This window comes from Bariatricus sp. SGI.161 (genome assembly GCF_050313695.1).
In the GTDB taxonomy this organism is placed as follows: domain Bacteria; phylum Bacillota; class Clostridia; order Lachnospirales; family Lachnospiraceae; genus JAFBIX01.
In genome coordinates this window covers 18,304-33,878 of the sequence record NZ_JBNPLX010000030.1, presented here as the reverse complement: position 1 = coordinate 33,878, position 15,575 = coordinate 18,304, and the positions used below count along the sequence as shown (strand labels likewise).

Here is a 15,575-nt window from a genome sequence, read left to right as displayed (position 1 = left end):
GTAATTACTCTTACAGGAAGCCTCTGGCTGCTTTTCCAGAGACACTGCATTTCCGTTATACCAGATGCAATAATAATATGTTACATGCTGTTCCTAATGCGATAGAAACCAACGTATTATGCTTCCATTTGTAGCTGATTGCTGTCACTGCTGCCGCTGTCAGTTCCGGCACTCCATGCCCTTTCCAGTCCGTCACTGTATTTTTCAGGCAGTATACGATCAACACTGCCATGATAGCAGAAGGCAGTATCTTTCCAAGATAGATCAGTTTCCTTGGCATCTTTCTTTCGTTACGAAAAGCCACGAACGGCAGGGCACGAAGCGCGAATGTAATAGCTGCAGATACCAGAATTGCCAGAATGATATCATTTTTATTCACTCTTCATTCCTCCATTCTGGACAAGCAGTAATATCCCCGAGATAACAAGTAATGACGGAAGCATAAAATTCTTCTCTCCAATTACAAACAGACAGAAAAGTGCCACCGTCAGGCCTGCCAAAGCAGGAAGATGATTCTCCGACTTTTCCCACTGGTCAATAAAGATGATGATAAATAATGCCGTCATGCAAAAATCAATTCCTTCCAGATCAAATGGAATCACTTGCCCCAGAATCCCTCCTGCGACGGCTCCAACCATCCAGTAACACCTGGAGAACAATGCGATCAGAAACATGGTATCTTCTTTCTCTTTTCCTTTTGAATCAAGAGTCAGATTGACCGCATAAGTCTCATCCGTCATGGTATGAATCATATAGAGCATTCTCTTTCCCATGTGACGGAACTCACCCACAAAGGTAAGACTATAGAATGTCTGTCGGCTGTTCATCAAAAAAGCCGTCAATGCAATGGTAAGTATGGACGCACCACTGCTTAAAAAAGTAATCAAAAGGAACTGGAATGCTCCTGTATACACCGCCATACTGATGAATAGCGAATCATACCATGCAAATCCCGCCTCTTCCATCATGATTCCATACGCCATACTGACAAACAGATAACTACACAAGATTGGTATTGATTTAATAAATGCATTTCTAAATATTTCTTTTTTCATCTGGGGCCATCCATTTCGTCTTATTGCAAAGCAGCGGCGAAGCATGTTCTCCGCCGCTTATATGATTCATCTGTACGTTTCGTTTTACTCAGTCACTCCACCTTCTACAACCAACTCTTCCTTATAATCCTCGCCATAGGTATCCACCAGAGTTTCATCATAGTCTTTGTGGAAGAACTGCTCATCTGCCAGTGACTGAATCTCCTCATTGATCCAATCCAGCAAAGTACCATTTCCTTTTGAAACAGCAGGTGCAATCGTATCTTTGCTTCCAAGTTCAGGGATGCCGACTGTGTAGCCTTCATTCTGCAATGCAAATGCGATTACTTCTGTATTGTCGTTCGCCCATGCCACACCATTTCCATTTTCCAGTGCATTCTTAGCAGTTGCGTAAGAATCATATTTCTGTAACGGAATATCCGGATAATTTTCTGTGAGATAGGTCTCTGCAGTTGTACCGGAGATTACAATAATCTGGTCATCACTGTTCCAGTCATCCAGACTCGTGATCACATTACTGTCCGGTGATACCACACCAAGGGCTACATTCATGTATGGCAATGCAAAGTCAACTTCTTCTGCACGTTCATCAGTTACTGTGAAGTTGGCAAGAATCACATCTACCTTTCCGGTCTGCAGGTACTCAATACGGTTTGCTGCTTCTGTAGATACAAAGTTCACTTCCACGCCCAGATCTTCTCCGATTCTATTTGCAAAATATACATCATATCCCTGATACTCTCCATTTTCATCTACATATCCAAATGGATTCTTATCAGAGAATACACCGATATTAATCGTTCCATCTTCTTTAATTTCATCCAGAGTACGATAAACAACATCAGAGCTTTCTTCTGATTCCACAGCGCCACTTGTCTCCTCTGAGGACTCTTCTTCAGAACTTCCTGAGCTTCCGCACGCAGTCAATGCAATGACTGTAGATACGATTGCAACTAACGATATTAATTTTTTTAATTTCAAATTTTTCATAATAATAATCTCCCATCTAAATCATCTAATTTTTTTCTGCAGTTTTTACTGCATGAAATGTAAAAGTATTTAAGAACTGTTTTGCTCTTTCTGTTTTTGGATTCTCAAAAAATATCTCCGGCGGCTCATCTTCTATAATCTTGCCTCCATCCAGAAGTAACACTCGGTCTGCGACAGCACGTGCAAACTGCATCTCATGCGTCACAATGATCATGGTACGCCCCTGCGCAGCCAGATCTAAGATAACATCCAGCACTTCCCGGACCATCTCCGGATCCAGCGCTGCCGTCACTTCATCAAAAAGCAGAATCTCCGGATGCATACACAGTGCACGGACAATCGCAACCCTCTGCTTCTGTCCCCCGGACAGCTCCCTTGGAAAACTGCCTGCTTTCTCTTGTAATCCAACTCTTTCCAGAAGCTTCATCGCTTCTTCTGTAACTTCTTCTTTCTTCCGCTTCTGCACCTTCATCGGCGCCAGCAGAACATTATCCAACACCGTAAGATGTGGAAACAGATCATAACTTTGAAACACCATTCCTATCTTCTGTCTGAGGCTGGTCAGTGATCTGCTCTTTGGATCAATGGTCTCATCTCTTAACTTAATCGTTCCACCCTGAATCGGTTCTAACGCATTCATACACCGCAGCAGTGTACTCTTTCCACATCCGCTTGGTCCTACGACCACGATAACTTCTCCTTTTTTGACGCTTAATTCAATATCATTCAGGATCACATGGTCACCATATCGCTTGACCAGATGTTCTATTGTAAGCAATGACTCTGCCACGACTCGTCACCTCCATCTTCTTTCCAGATATCTTGCGAACATGCTGATTGGCCAGCAGGCAAGAAAATATAGTAAAAATACGACCAGATAAATTCCAAATGCAGCATTCGGGCTGGACATTCGATTTGCTTCGATGATCTGCTGTGCTACCTTCAGGACCTCAACAACGCCAATCATCAATATCAGACTCGTCGTCTTAATCATTCTGGTAATCAAGTTGATAGACAGTGGAATCAATCTTCGCAGTGTCTGGGGAATAATAATGTACCAATAAGTCTGTGCTTTACTCATTCCCAGAGCCTCACTGCTCTCATACTGATGTACTGGAATGCTGATCAGTGCTCCTCTTACAAGATCACTCATCTCAGCCGTTCCCCAGAAGGAAAATACAATAATCGATGCATTTTCTCCAGATAAGTCCCAGCCAAAGGCCCTTGTTGTTCCGAAAAACACTAGAAACAATAAGACCATCTGAGGCATAATTCTGACAATCTCCAGATAAATTCGAAGGATTGCCTTAACGACCGGATGTTTCCATGTCATCAATACTCCAAGCAAGATTCCTAACGGAATACTGATCAATACAGCGATAAGACTGATTCTAAGTGCTGCTCCAAGGCCCGTAAGCAGCCTGACAAAATTCTGTCCTTTCATTAGAACCTCAAGCCCCAAATCCGGCATAGCGCAGCCTCCTTTCCAATAAACTTCCTAATATTGATATCGGAAGCAGTATAAGCAGGTAAAACACTACCAATAAAAACAAACTTTCCGTTGTTTTATAATAAAGTCCGATCAAGTCTTTTGCTGTAAACATCAGATCCATTAAACTGATAGCACTGAATACGCTCGTCTCTTTCAACAGAAAGATTACATTTGCCATAAATGCCGGAACACTGATGGAAACTGCCTGCGGCAGGACCACATACCGCATAACCTGTAACCGATTCATACCCAGGCTCAATGCACTCTCTGTCTGGATATCTGCAACGGCTTCCAATCCACTTCGAAATGCTTCTGCCATATAACTCCCTCCCAAGAAAGCCAGCCCCACAATTCCGCATGTCTCGGCATCCGTCTGAATTCCTATCTTCGGAAGTCCATAATAGATAAAAAACAATTGGACAAGCAGCGGTGTATTTCTGCTGAGTTCTATATATACAGCCACTATTTGCTTCAAAAGAGGAATCTTCTCATACTGTACGACTGCACAGATCAGACCGAGTATGATGGCACATGCAACTCCGGCAAAGCCGATCCGTACGGTGAGCCACGCGGCCCGCTCATACATAGGCAGATATTTCCATATAAATTCCCAGTTCATTGTGCTTTTCCTCCTTCAAACAAAAGCATTAAAAAAACGGGGATACATTTCCCCGGATATACATACATTTTCACAGATAAGATCTCTAAGCACAACAAAGCCTGCTGCTGCACCTTATCACGCAGTATATCCGGTAAATCAACATTCGACAACAACATAAGTTCTTACAACAGTTTTTTGTCATGACCTTTTCTCCTTTCATTTTTCTTGTAAGCATATTATCACTATTAACCTACTATGTCAATAGGTTTATTGGGTTATTATTGAAATATTTTTTATAACTGGATATAATAACTTTAGATTGGAGGTAGTCTTATGATTTCAACAAAAGCCCGTTATGCTCTTAGAGTAATGATTGATCTTGCCCAGAACCAGCAGGATGGATATATCCCATTGAAAGATATTGCAGCCCGGCAGGATATCTCCGAAAAATATCTGGAAATTATCTTAAAGGCTCTCGTAAAAGGGAAAATTATAAAAGGTCTGCGCGGAAAAGGTGGAGGCTATATGCTCACGCGTTCACCAGAAGAATATGTCATCGGAGAGATTATAGAATTAACAGAAGGACCACTTGCGCCGGTTGCCTGTATGCTGCCTGACGCTGATCCTTGTCCCAGAAAAGACACTTGTATGACTTTACCTTTATGGCAAAAATATGATTCTGTCATTCATGACTTTTTTTACAATATAACGTTGGAAGATGTGCTAAATGGGAATCTATAAATATTGCCTGGAATTATAGCAGAATCATTCGTTTTATGCTAAACTAAAGAAAATTTTATGCCGAATTAGGAGGTCCTGTCATGCCAGTTTTTGATTTTAGCAATTCTCCGGAAAAAGCAAAAGTTTCCGAATGTACTTATACAGTTTTCCGTACCAATTCATCCAATGTCTCACCGGAACAACCAATTCTTATTCTCGACAACCAGGGCAAGAACTTAAAACATCACTCTTGTGGTGTATTTACCAATCCTATTAAGCGTACATCCTTTGAATTCAAAGAAGAAGAGGGTACGATCAGTTCCGATATTCTTCAGATTGATGCTCGTTTCGTAAGTCTCTTGAAATGGATGGGCGAGAACCATATTAATGTTCGCTTGTCCGGTGTCAACCGTGAAGATGGATACGCTGTATATAAGATTCGTGAAATTGCTTTCGGCGGTGGATCTAAATTATCTGCAGAAGATGGATTTCTTCAGTTCATGATCGAACGTCTGCTTTTAAGCAACGCTCCTACCGAAGAGGTTGTAGACGAAGATCAGGAAGAAGCCGGTGACAGCATGAAACTCACCAGCCTTCAGAGTATTACCGACTTTATGAATTGTGCCGGAAGGACTTTACCAGATAACATTCGTCTCTGGGCAAGAAGGAATCTGGCAGTTGCCCGTTCTAATGAAGTCTCACCTGAAGAACGCCGTCACGCACAGCGAGCCCTCTCTATGATGATGAATATCCAATGGAAGAGTAATTACTTTGAAGCCATCGACCCAGAAGAAGCTCGCCGTATTCTTGACGAAGAACTCTACGGCATGGAACGTGTCAAGCAGAGAATCATCGAGACAATCATCCAGATAAACCGTACCCATACATTGCCGGCCTATGGTCTGTTATTGATCGGTCCGGCCGGAACCGGCAAATCACAGATTGCTTACGCAGTTGCCCGTATCTTAAAACTGCCTTGGACCACTCTGGATATGAGCTCCATCAATGATCCGGAACAGCTGACCGGTAGTTCCCGTATCTACGCCAATGCAAAACCTGGTATCATTATGGATGCATTTTCCATGGCGGGCGAATCGAACCTGGTATTTATTATCAATGAATTAGACAAGGCTGCCTCCGGCAAGGGGAACGGCAACCCTGCCGATGTCCTTCTGACACTTTTGGACAACCTTGGATTCACGGATAATTATATTGAATGTATGATTCCTACCGTCGGCGTCTATCCAATCGCGACTGCCAACGACAAAGATCAGATCAGTGCACCATTGATGTCTCGTTTTGCTGTCATTGAGATCCCAGACTATACTGCCGATGAGAAAAAAGTAATCTTCTCACAATATGCTCTTCCAAAGGTCCTGAAACGAATCGGTATGCGAAAAGACGAATGCAGCCTGACTCCAGATGGTCTGGATGCCGTCATTAAGCTTCATGAAAACACCAGCGGAATCCGTGATCTTGAACAGGCAGCTGAGCATATCGCAGCCAATGCATTATATCAGATTGAAGTGGAACATGTGGATTCTGTAGCCTTTGATGCACAGATGGTACGAGAACTTCTGTCTTAATATTATTATAATGAAAGAGACCTTGCCAGCTTATGTAATTCTATTTGGCAAGGTCCTTCTTTATTGATATTTTAAAATAAATTCCTATTCTGTCTTATACCTTTCCAATAGCTCTCTGAACTCTGTATTCTCCCACAGAAATTCAAATTGTTCATCTTTTTCCATTGCTGTAAGTAATGATCTTATCATCTGACTCTGGAAAGTTGTATCTGCTTCCTTTTTCTTTATATGCGAATAAAGAATCGAGCTGCTAATATCCCATGGCTTAGACAAAGCTTTCAGCATCTCCTTTAATATGGATATGCAACGCCTGGCATCCCTTTCTTCCATTGCAACAGAGAGTGCTACTGTATTCATGCTGTACTTCCAGTTATATATTCCCATTACCTTCTGACTATATTCTGCCAGTTCCCACGCACGCTCACTGTCATTTTCCCAGACAGCAACCGTTGCAAGATGATTTAATAATAAGAATACTTCCTGAAGGGCAAAGTTCAATTTACATTCCAGTAATTCTGCAGCTTCTGCATTTTTTCTCTGTTTCATATACATAGAGATCTGCAGCTGTCTCTTATCCAAAGTATTATATTCTGGAAGCTGAGCAATCAATTCTTGTGCCTTGTCATACTCTTCATTCTGGATTGCTTCTGAGGCAAGCATATATCTTGCACGATTCCCACAGACCGGATCATCACACTGCACCACCCGCTCATATAATTCTGAAGCATACGCATTATTTTTTTGTATCTGTTCATCGGTACAAGGCAGTATCATCACCATTCCTTTCAGTAAAGTCGCCATCTGACATAGAAGCTCTGCACAGCATGGATATTCTTTTACCTGTTCCTGAACCAAGAGAAATGCCTTCTCCATTCCCTCTTCTCTGCCAGTCTCCACTATTGTATTCATAATTCCGGCAATATCTTCCTGCGTCAGATTCTCCCGAAAACACATCAACGTATTTAGATCTGTCTTCAGCAATCGTGCCAACGATGGAAGTAACGAAATATCCGGATAAGTAACACCACTTTCCCACTTGTTGACCGCAGGTGTAGACACTCCAAGAAAACTTGCGACCTGTTCTTGCGTAAGTCCACATTCCCTTCGCTTCTTACGAATTACATCTTTCATCTCCATAATGGTCTCTCCTCGTTTTTCATTATTTTTGAAGGCCTTCTTCTGCACATCTTCATGCTTCTAACTGTATTGTAGCAGATGGCTTCTATTCTGCCTATTGAGCAGATATTAAATTGTAAGGGGAGTTTTTTAACCGTAAGTTAAGAATCTGTCGCTTATTTTTTTCGGAAAGAACTTGGCGTCATCTTATATTTCTTCTTAAATAACCGGTTAAAATTCGATAAGTTATTAAATCCCGTCTGCTCTGCGATTTCCAACACAGTATCCTCGGTGGTCCGAAGTGCATATGCCGCCTTTCCAAGCCGGAATTCTATCAGATAATTGCCGAATCTTGTCCCAGTCATCTCCTTAAACCACCGCATAAAATGGCTGGCACTGTACCCACACTCTGCTGCCATTTCTTCTATCGTAATCTTTTTGTCATAATGCTCTTCCATATAGGACAACACCGCTTTAATCTTCTGCATACTCTTATCTTCTATGCCGCGTTGCTTCTTCTCCTTCGAGATCTGAAAAAGGCTGGAAAAAAATAACTGCAGGTAGCCTTTTACGCCGAATTCATATCCTCTGGTTCTTTTGTCACACAGAACATCCGCCATATCAAGATAGCTGCTGACCGTTTCGTGCAATTCATGATTTCTTCCGATTCGTACTGGAAAATACAGTTTTTCTTCCAGAAGTGGCTGCAAATATTTCTGACTGCAAGTATCCACAATCGCATTTCCCAGAAAGTCCTTATCAAAAATAATATTTTCATACTCCATCCGACTCTCTTCAAACTGTCGGATTCCATGCAGATGTCCAGGAATCACAATAAAGATGTCCCCGGCCTGCGCTTTGAATGTATCAAAATCTACCTGAATCTGGCCTTCTCCGCGCTTCACATAGATAACCTCAAAACTATCCTGCCAGTGAAGCGGCACAAAAGAGAAATCCTGCGGTATAGTACACGGATAGACAGTATATGCGAACATAATATCAGAATGTCTTTTGTTCTCATAGTAAGCATCATATGTAATTTTACTTATTTTTTCAACTTTTCCCAATTTTTACAACTTCTTTCGATTTTCTTTAATGATAGGATTGTACAATAATTCAGTCGTATTATACAAGCTTTTTCTTAATAAATGTGATAAATATAAAGAGTAATATTTCTGATTTTGGTAAATGAAAGGAGATTCTATCCATGACAAAATGTGAACTCAAAAAGAAACTTACAGAACTCTGTCAAAAAGAACTCACAGATTGCACTTACGAAGACCTCTACATTGCTCTACTTCAGATTGTCAATGATGAAAGTGCACAACATATCCAACCAGTCAACGGACGCAAATTATATTATATATCTGCCGAATTCCTGATCGGTAAACTCTTAAGCAACAACCTGATTAATCTGGGACTCTACGATGATGTAAAAGAGATCTTGGAAGAAAATGGAAAGACAATGGGCGAATTGGAAGAGACTGAACCAGAACCAAGTCTTGGGAATGGCGGTCTTGGACGTCTAGCAGCCTGCTTTCTCGATTCCCTTGCTACTCTGAATCTTCCGGGCGATGGTATCGGACTTCGCTATCACTGCGGCCTCTTCCATCAGAATCTGAAAGGCGGACTGCAAAGCGAGAGTCCTGACTTTTGGCTGGGGAGCCATAACTGGGCACAAAAAACAGAAAAGACTTATCCAGTTTCTCTTGCAGGGAAAGAATACGAAGCCCGTTTATATCAAATTGCTGTTACCGGCTACAATGGACGTACAAACCAGTTAAATCTTTTTGACCTCGACACCATCGACGATTCCATCATTGCCGAAGGCATCTCATTTGACAAGACGGATATCGCCAAGAATCTTACACTGTTCCTCTACCCAGATGACAGTGATGATGCAGGACGTATGCTTCGCATCTACCAGCAATACCTGATGGTCAGTGCCGGAGCCCAGTTCATTCTCGAAGAATGTATGGAACGCGGAAGCGACCTCCACGATCTTGCTGACTACGCGGCAATCCAGATCAATGACACTCACCCATCCATGGTCATTCCAGAACTCATTCGCCTTCTGGTGGAAAAAGGAATTGAATTTGAAGAAGCAGTCACCATCGTCACAGATGTCTGCGCTTATACGAACCATACAATACTTGCAGAAGCCCTGGAAAAATGGCCAGAAACTTATCTGGAGACCGTTGTTCCTCAGTTGGTACCAATCATCAAAAAGCTGGATACAATCGTCCAGGAAAGAACCGATGACAAATCCGTTGCCATCATTGACGAATATCAGCAGGTACATATGGCAAATATGGATATCCATTTTTCCCATAGTACGAATGGTGTTGCCGCATTACACACCGAGATTTTAAAGAATAGTGAACTGAATCATTTTTATAAACTGTACCCAGAAAAATTCAACAACAAAACAAACGGAATCACTTTCCGCCGCTGGCTTATCAAATGCAATCCTGAACTGACAGCATTTATCGAAAATCTGATCGGACCAGGATTTAAGCAGGATGCTTCCGAACTTGAAAAGCTTGACAAGTTCATTGATGATGAAAAAGTACTGCGCGAACTCATACAGATTAAAAAGGATAATAAGATTGCATTCGCAAAATGGCTGCAACAGAAGCAGGACATTCAAATCAATCCTGACAGCTTATTCACCATCCAGTCCAAGAGACTTCATGAATACAAACGTCAGCAGCTGAATCTTTTGTATCTGATTCATCAGTACTTTGAAATCAAATCTGGTCATCTGCCAACCGCACCAATCACGGCTGTTTTTGGTGCAAAAGCGGCACCTGCTTATACATTGGCAAAGGATATCATCCACGCATTGCTTACTCTGTCCAGGCTATTTGAAAATGATCCAGAAGTCTCCAGGTGGATTCATATTGTATTTATCGAAAATTATAACGTGACTGCTGCCGAGATGATGATACCGGCATGTGATCTGTCCGAACAGATCAGTCTTGCTTCCAAAGAAGCCTCCGGTACCGGAAACATGAAGTTCATGCTGAATGGTGCTCTTACCCTTGGAACCATGGACGGAGCTAATGTAGAGATTGCAGAGGCTGTCGGCAACGACAACATCTATATCTTCGGTCAGAGCAGTAATCAGGTCATCCGCAGATACGCTAATGGAGACTATTCTGCCCATGAATGGTACAAAGCAGATCCGAACATCAAAAGAGCCATTGATTTCCTGACCTCTGAGGAAATGCTGAACATCGGTCAGGAAGAGAACCTGGTTCGCCTTCGCAATGAACTATGCGGCAAAGACTGGTTCCAGACTCTGCCAGACTTCAATGCATATGTCGTTCGTAAGAATCAGGCAATTGCGGATTACGCAGCCAACCCGCTTGACTGGGCACGCCGCACACTAATTAATATCAGCAAAGCCGGATTCTTCTCATCCGACAGAACCATTGAAGAATACAATCAGGATATCTGGCATCTGTCCAAATAAATCTATAGCCAAAGGAAGCGCCTAAAATAGGCGCTTCTGTTATTTTATTATAGCGTATATGTCACAAAACAGCTATAATATCCCTATACTGTTTTTAAGGAGTTTGTTATGCCACATATCATAGAAATTACCGATTTTCATGCACCCGAGTTAGATCCTTACGCCCGACTCACAGAACGACAGCTGTTAAACCGAGATAAACCAGAAAAAGGACTCTTCATTGCTGAGAGTCCTAAAGTGATTGAACGCGCCCTGGATGCAGGATGCGTTCCTGTTTCACTTCTTCTGGAACGAAAGCACATCGCTGGTGAAGCTCGATCTATCATTGAACGCTGTGGCGATATACCCGTATATACCGCCGATTTTACTGTCCTGACACAGCTGACCGGATTCAATCTGACTCGGGGTGCACTCTGTCTTATGCGCAGGCCAAAGCTCCCGGAAGCTTCGTCTATCTATAGAGATGCCCACAGGATTGCCATATTGGAAAATGTAATGAATCCCACCAATATCGGTGCAATCTTTCGCTCGGCTGCCGCTTTGAATATGGATGCGGTTCTTCTGACCCCTGCATGCAGCGACCCATTATACCGCCGCGCCATTCGTGTCAGCATGGGGTGTGTGTTCCAGATTCCATGGACATTTCTCGGGCAGGAAGAATCCGAATGGCCGCAGCCTGCAATTCAGAATCTCAAAGCCTCCGGCTATAAAACGGCAGCCCTCGCGCTAAGTGATCACTCCGTCTCCATCGATCATCCAGAACTGATGGCAGAAGAAAGACTGGCTATCATTCTCGGAACCGAAGGTGATGGACTTGCCGCCAGCACCATTGCCGACTGTGATTATACTGTAAAGATTCCCATGTCTCACGGCGTAGATTCTCTGAATGTCGCCGCCGCCAGTGCTGTTGCATTCTGGCAGCTTGGGAGCAGGTAATCCCCCTGGAACTACCACTCTCTTGTCAGATCCTTAACCCATATGTATTTGCGATAATGGTACATGACCCACGGAATCTTACCAACTTCATCAAGACAAGTACATGCATATACTACCAACACTGGCCAATGCAGGAAAAATGTCCCTGCTGCCGCCAGTGGAACGGCAATTCCCCACATACAGACAGCCAGACTGTACATATCGAAGATCGTATCTCCTCCGGCCGAAAAGATGCCATTGATGATAATCGTATTCACAGTACGCCCGATCATGTAAAATGCCATGATAATCATCATTCCGACCAGATACCAGCTCGCCTGATCTGTCATCTTCACAAATCTCGTGACGAATGGTGTTACCGCAAGCATAATTGCAGTAGACAAAAAGCCAGTTAAAAATGCAATCTTTACCAGCCGATCTCCATATTGTTTCCCCCGTTCCAGGTGCCCTGCACCAAGTTCATTGCCTACAAGGATTCCACCGCCATTGGCAAGGCCATTACACAGACAGCACACCAGATCTCTGACCACTGCTGCAATGGAATTGGCTGCAGTCGCGTCCGTCCCAAGATGCCCCATAAACGCCGAATAAGAAGTGAACCCGACTCCCCAAAAGAGACTTGCCCCCAGAAGCGGAAGTACACACTTGCGGAAATCTTTTGACAACAATCGGTTTCTTTTAAACAGCCGGTTCCATTTCGGATGAATATATCCTTTTCGATAGGAAACTATGAGCACCCATGAAAGTTCAATCACTCTCGAAATCAAAGTGGCAAGTGCCGCCCCTTGTGCTTCCATTGCCAGTACTCCAAATAAGCCAAAGATAAATACTGCATTCAGTACAATATTTATGATAACCGCACCAGAACTGACAAGTGCCGTCTGTCCAGCATGCTCACTGACTTTCATGATTGCAAGATAGCACTGGGAGATTCCCGTCAACAGATAAGACCATCCTGCGATCTTCAGATATCGTATTCCAATGGCAATCAAAGCTTCCTCATTCGTAAATATCATCATCAGATAACGCGGAAAAAAGATACAGCCAATGAAAAAGATAAAAGATGCCGCTACACTCAGACGAAGTCCAATACAAAAGATATCATTTACCGTATCTGTATCCTTCTTTCCCCAATACTGCGCTCCTAAAATTACAATCGTAGATACAATTGCCATCAGCACCATATTCTGAACAAACTGAATCTGAGTTGCCAAAGACACTGCTGACATAGAGTTCTGAGTCACACGCCCAAGCATAAGTGCATCGGCCGCGGCCACTGACGCCAGCATCAGATTTTGTAAGGCAATCGGCGCGGCTAGATGTAAAAGTTTACCCCAAAATACTTTATCTGAAAATAGTTTTTCTCTCATTCTCGATATTCCTCCAGATGCAAAACATTAAAAAGCCCTTCGCCTTACGGCAAAGGACTAATTCTTTTAGCATCCACATTGTATCAACTAATATCTGGAAAGTCAATGATTTACCAGTTCTTCTTTTCCTTCGACATCAAAACAAGGAGCGCAAGCTTAAAAGCCCACTCTCCCTGTTCTACACTAAAAATCTTCTTTATTGCTTTTTCCTTCTAGAATGTTGTACAAATCATAGATCCCGCACTTAATGTTGTAAACGTGTTAGAACAACTGATAATCGTTACGAGCATTGCATTGATTAATCCAGCAATATATGGATTTCGAGTTTTCTTATATACAATTCTTGACATCAATGCCGCGCCAAACAATATGAATATAATAGGTATCAGCCAGATCGGGGCTATTCTTTCGCCCTCACTAAGTCCAAACAACTGACGACTTGTTACATAGAAATAAATATATTGTGCCGCTGTCAATACAATTGGTGCCAGAGAATTGGCAAAGCAAAGAAGTACTGTATTTCCCTTCTTACCTCCGATCGTATTATAATTGAAACAATTCATTGATACAGAATGCGCCATATAGAACAACAGGAACATTGGCAAATACCTCAGCGCGATTACGACTTTATCCGCATCAAATGCTTTAATTGCCAATATCCATATTCTGAAGTCAGCCTTGAAGAAATAAGCACCACAGAATACTATAAGAATTGACACAACCACTACCAAAAGACCTAAAAGTAATGTCTTCCATACTTCAGTCCTAGATATTAACACTCCACTTTCTCGCAGGGATACACCGTTTTTCTTTCCATACATCTGATAAGAAAGCACCATAAGCAGAATGGCAAACAATCCACATGCTGCAGACCACGCACCTATAGTAAGAGGTCCAGTTTGACTAAAAAATTCTGTCGTATTTGAGTATACTTTTTCAATACAGAACAGGAAACATGCACCTGAAAATATTACCGATGCAATCGTACTGCCCCAGAACCATGCTTTTCCTTGTCTATTTGTCACCGCTACCGGCTGAACCTCTCCATTCGCATTCAAAATCTTAAAATATTCGGTATCCAACATTGCCAATGTAAAGAAGATAACAAACAAGAAGAATCCAACAAGTCCAAGTGTATTAAATGCGGTTTTCCACTGCCATATCTGATTAGTAGCTGCTAATGGATGTGGCGCACCAAGCGTTTTTTCAAAGAAGTCTATCGCATATCCCGCACATTTAGATGAAATTGTCACTGCTGGATGAATACAGGTTGGGCGATAAATTACACGAACAGATTCTTTTCCATCAAAATCCTTCGTATAATATTTGCCTGCTTCTGCCTCAAACCCACTGTTCGGTTCTTCATTGAAGTTCAAGAACTTCTTTGCTCCATCTGTCTTCATGAATTGTTTTGGAGTTGTCAACATATTACCTTCTTCATCGTAGGTTCCGAAATAAAAATCATCATATTCACTGGCGATAATCCCAACACTTCTGCTTCCATAATCACCACTGTGGTCTCCGCCTGTGTCATCTTGCCAGTCACCTGCCTGCTCAAGTACACATGCAATTAATGGATTCTCGCGCTCATTATCAATTGCCACCGCCATATTTGCAGCTGTTCCGCCACTAGAATGCCCAGTAACACCAATTTTTTCCACATCCACATATGGAAGCGTTGCTGCAAGTTGTACTGCTGCATCCACACCAACTGCTCCTTCATACAAACGATCTGACGGTAGTGCTTCTGAATTGCCATGTCCATGCATATCTAGTGTAAGTACAACATAACCACGTCTAGACAACTCAACATTATACATATCCTGCATCTCTTTATTATTGTACCACCCTTCGACAGTAATAATACAAGGTGCCGGAGTATCAGCCGTTGCATTTGGCGGAATCCACAAATCTGCGCTCAGAAGACATCCTTGTGGGCTTTCCCATTTCATACTTTTAATTTTTATTTTCTGGTTACATGTCTGAACAAACGATGTGCCAATCATACTGATTAAACAGATAATCAAGGCAACCACTGTCCATTTCTTTGCAGTCATCTTTTTTCTCATTCTGATCTCCTCCTCTGCTTTTGTGCCATTTCCCCTCATAAAAGTCTTATAAATGTTATACTATAGATTTCTAAAGACCATTTTGTGGAAATGATATATATTCAACATTCCCGTGATCCCGTCATCGAAAATGTAGAAAAAATGATTAATTGTAATGAGCCT

14 protein-coding genes are annotated in these 15,575 nt (G+C 42.3%); 4 read left to right on the top strand and 10 right to left on the bottom strand.

Features of this window, described 5'->3' with window-relative positions:
- Positions 1–55: 55 nt before the first annotated feature.
- From ACQRBH_RS14450 to ACQRBH_RS14425, 6 genes are all read right to left on the bottom strand, one after another.
- Complete coding sequence (locus ACQRBH_RS14450; RefSeq protein ID WP_427762248.1) at positions 56–379, bottom strand: branched-chain amino acid transporter permease; 324 nt, start codon at positions 377–379, stop codon at positions 56–58.
- Entirely contained in the window at positions 372–1,055 is a 684-nt protein-coding gene (locus tag ACQRBH_RS14445) for an AzlC family ABC transporter permease (protein WP_427762246.1), read from the bottom strand. The genes ACQRBH_RS14450 and ACQRBH_RS14445 overlap by 8 nt, the downstream gene beginning before the upstream one ends.
- A gap of 84 nt (positions 1,056–1,139) precedes the next feature.
- Positions 1,140–2,045 carry a transporter substrate-binding domain-containing protein gene (locus tag ACQRBH_RS14440; protein ID WP_427762245.1) on the bottom strand — a complete coding sequence of 302 codons (906 nt, stop codon included), beginning with the start codon at positions 2,043–2,045 and terminating at the stop codon, positions 1,140–1,142.
- 25 nt (positions 2,046–2,070) lie between these two features.
- Positions 2,071–2,835 (bottom strand): amino acid ABC transporter ATP-binding protein, encoded by a 765-nt coding sequence (locus tag ACQRBH_RS14435; protein WP_427762244.1) that lies wholly within the window; start codon positions 2,833–2,835, stop codon positions 2,071–2,073.
- A gap of 6 nt (positions 2,836–2,841) precedes the next feature.
- Complete coding sequence (locus ACQRBH_RS14430; RefSeq protein WP_427762243.1) at positions 2,842–3,516, bottom strand: amino acid ABC transporter permease; 675 nt, start codon at positions 3,514–3,516, stop codon at positions 2,842–2,844.
- The gene (locus ACQRBH_RS14425) at positions 3,497–4,156 is read right to left on the bottom strand and encodes an amino acid ABC transporter permease (protein ID WP_235232765.1); all 660 of its coding nucleotides are present in this window, start codon (positions 4,154–4,156) and stop codon (positions 3,497–3,499) included. Before ACQRBH_RS14425 ends, ACQRBH_RS14430 begins: the two co-directional genes overlap by 20 nt.
- Before the next feature lie 315 nt (positions 4,157–4,471).
- On the opposite strand from ACQRBH_RS14425, the gene ACQRBH_RS14420 reads away from it, so the two are divergent.
- Both ACQRBH_RS14420 and ACQRBH_RS14415 read left to right on the top strand, forming a co-directional pair.
- A complete protein-coding gene (locus ACQRBH_RS14420) occupies positions 4,472–4,879 on the top strand; it encodes an RrF2 family transcriptional regulator (protein ID WP_235232766.1) in 408 nt (135 codons plus the stop codon).
- Positions 4,880–4,959: 80 nt separating this feature from the next.
- Positions 4,960–6,444 (top strand): AAA family ATPase, encoded by a 1,485-nt coding sequence (locus ACQRBH_RS14415; RefSeq protein WP_427762242.1) that lies wholly within the window; start codon positions 4,960–4,962, stop codon positions 6,442–6,444.
- Positions 6,445–6,528: 84 nt separating this feature from the next.
- Here ACQRBH_RS14415 and ACQRBH_RS14410 read toward each other — a convergent pair whose 3' ends face one another.
- Together ACQRBH_RS14410 and ACQRBH_RS14405 are read right to left on the bottom strand one after the other, a co-directional pair.
- Positions 6,529–7,581 (bottom strand): helix-turn-helix domain-containing protein, encoded by a 1,053-nt coding sequence (locus ACQRBH_RS14410; protein ID WP_427762240.1) that lies wholly within the window; start codon positions 7,579–7,581, stop codon positions 6,529–6,531.
- A 155-nt stretch (positions 7,582–7,736) separates the two neighbouring features.
- Positions 7,737–8,627 (bottom strand): AraC family transcriptional regulator, encoded by an 891-nt coding sequence (locus ACQRBH_RS14405; protein ID WP_427762238.1) that lies wholly within the window; start codon positions 8,625–8,627, stop codon positions 7,737–7,739.
- Positions 8,628–8,767: 140 nt separating this feature from the next.
- Between ACQRBH_RS14405 and ACQRBH_RS14400 the strand changes: the two genes are divergently transcribed.
- Both ACQRBH_RS14400 and ACQRBH_RS14395 read left to right on the top strand, forming a co-directional pair.
- On the top strand, positions 8,768–11,038 hold the full coding sequence (locus ACQRBH_RS14400; protein WP_427762237.1) for a glycogen/starch/alpha-glucan phosphorylase: 2,271 nt from the start codon (positions 8,768–8,770) through the stop codon (positions 11,036–11,038).
- Between the two features lie 108 nt (positions 11,039–11,146).
- Positions 11,147–11,974, top strand: a complete 828-nt coding sequence (locus ACQRBH_RS14395) for a TrmH family RNA methyltransferase (RefSeq protein WP_427742389.1) — start codon at positions 11,147–11,149, stop codon at positions 11,972–11,974.
- Between the two features lie 11 nt (positions 11,975–11,985).
- On the opposite strand, the gene ACQRBH_RS14390 is transcribed toward ACQRBH_RS14395, so the two are convergent.
- Together ACQRBH_RS14390 and ACQRBH_RS14385 are read right to left on the bottom strand one after the other, a co-directional pair.
- The gene (locus ACQRBH_RS14390) at positions 11,986–13,344 is read right to left on the bottom strand and encodes an MATE family efflux transporter (protein ID WP_427762235.1); all 1,359 of its coding nucleotides are present in this window, start codon (positions 13,342–13,344) and stop codon (positions 11,986–11,988) included.
- A 212-nt stretch (positions 13,345–13,556) separates the two neighbouring features.
- Complete coding sequence (locus ACQRBH_RS14385) at positions 13,557–15,413, bottom strand: alpha/beta hydrolase (protein WP_427762234.1); 1,857 nt, start codon at positions 15,411–15,413, stop codon at positions 13,557–13,559.
- Between the last annotated feature and the right edge of the window lie 162 nt (positions 15,414–15,575).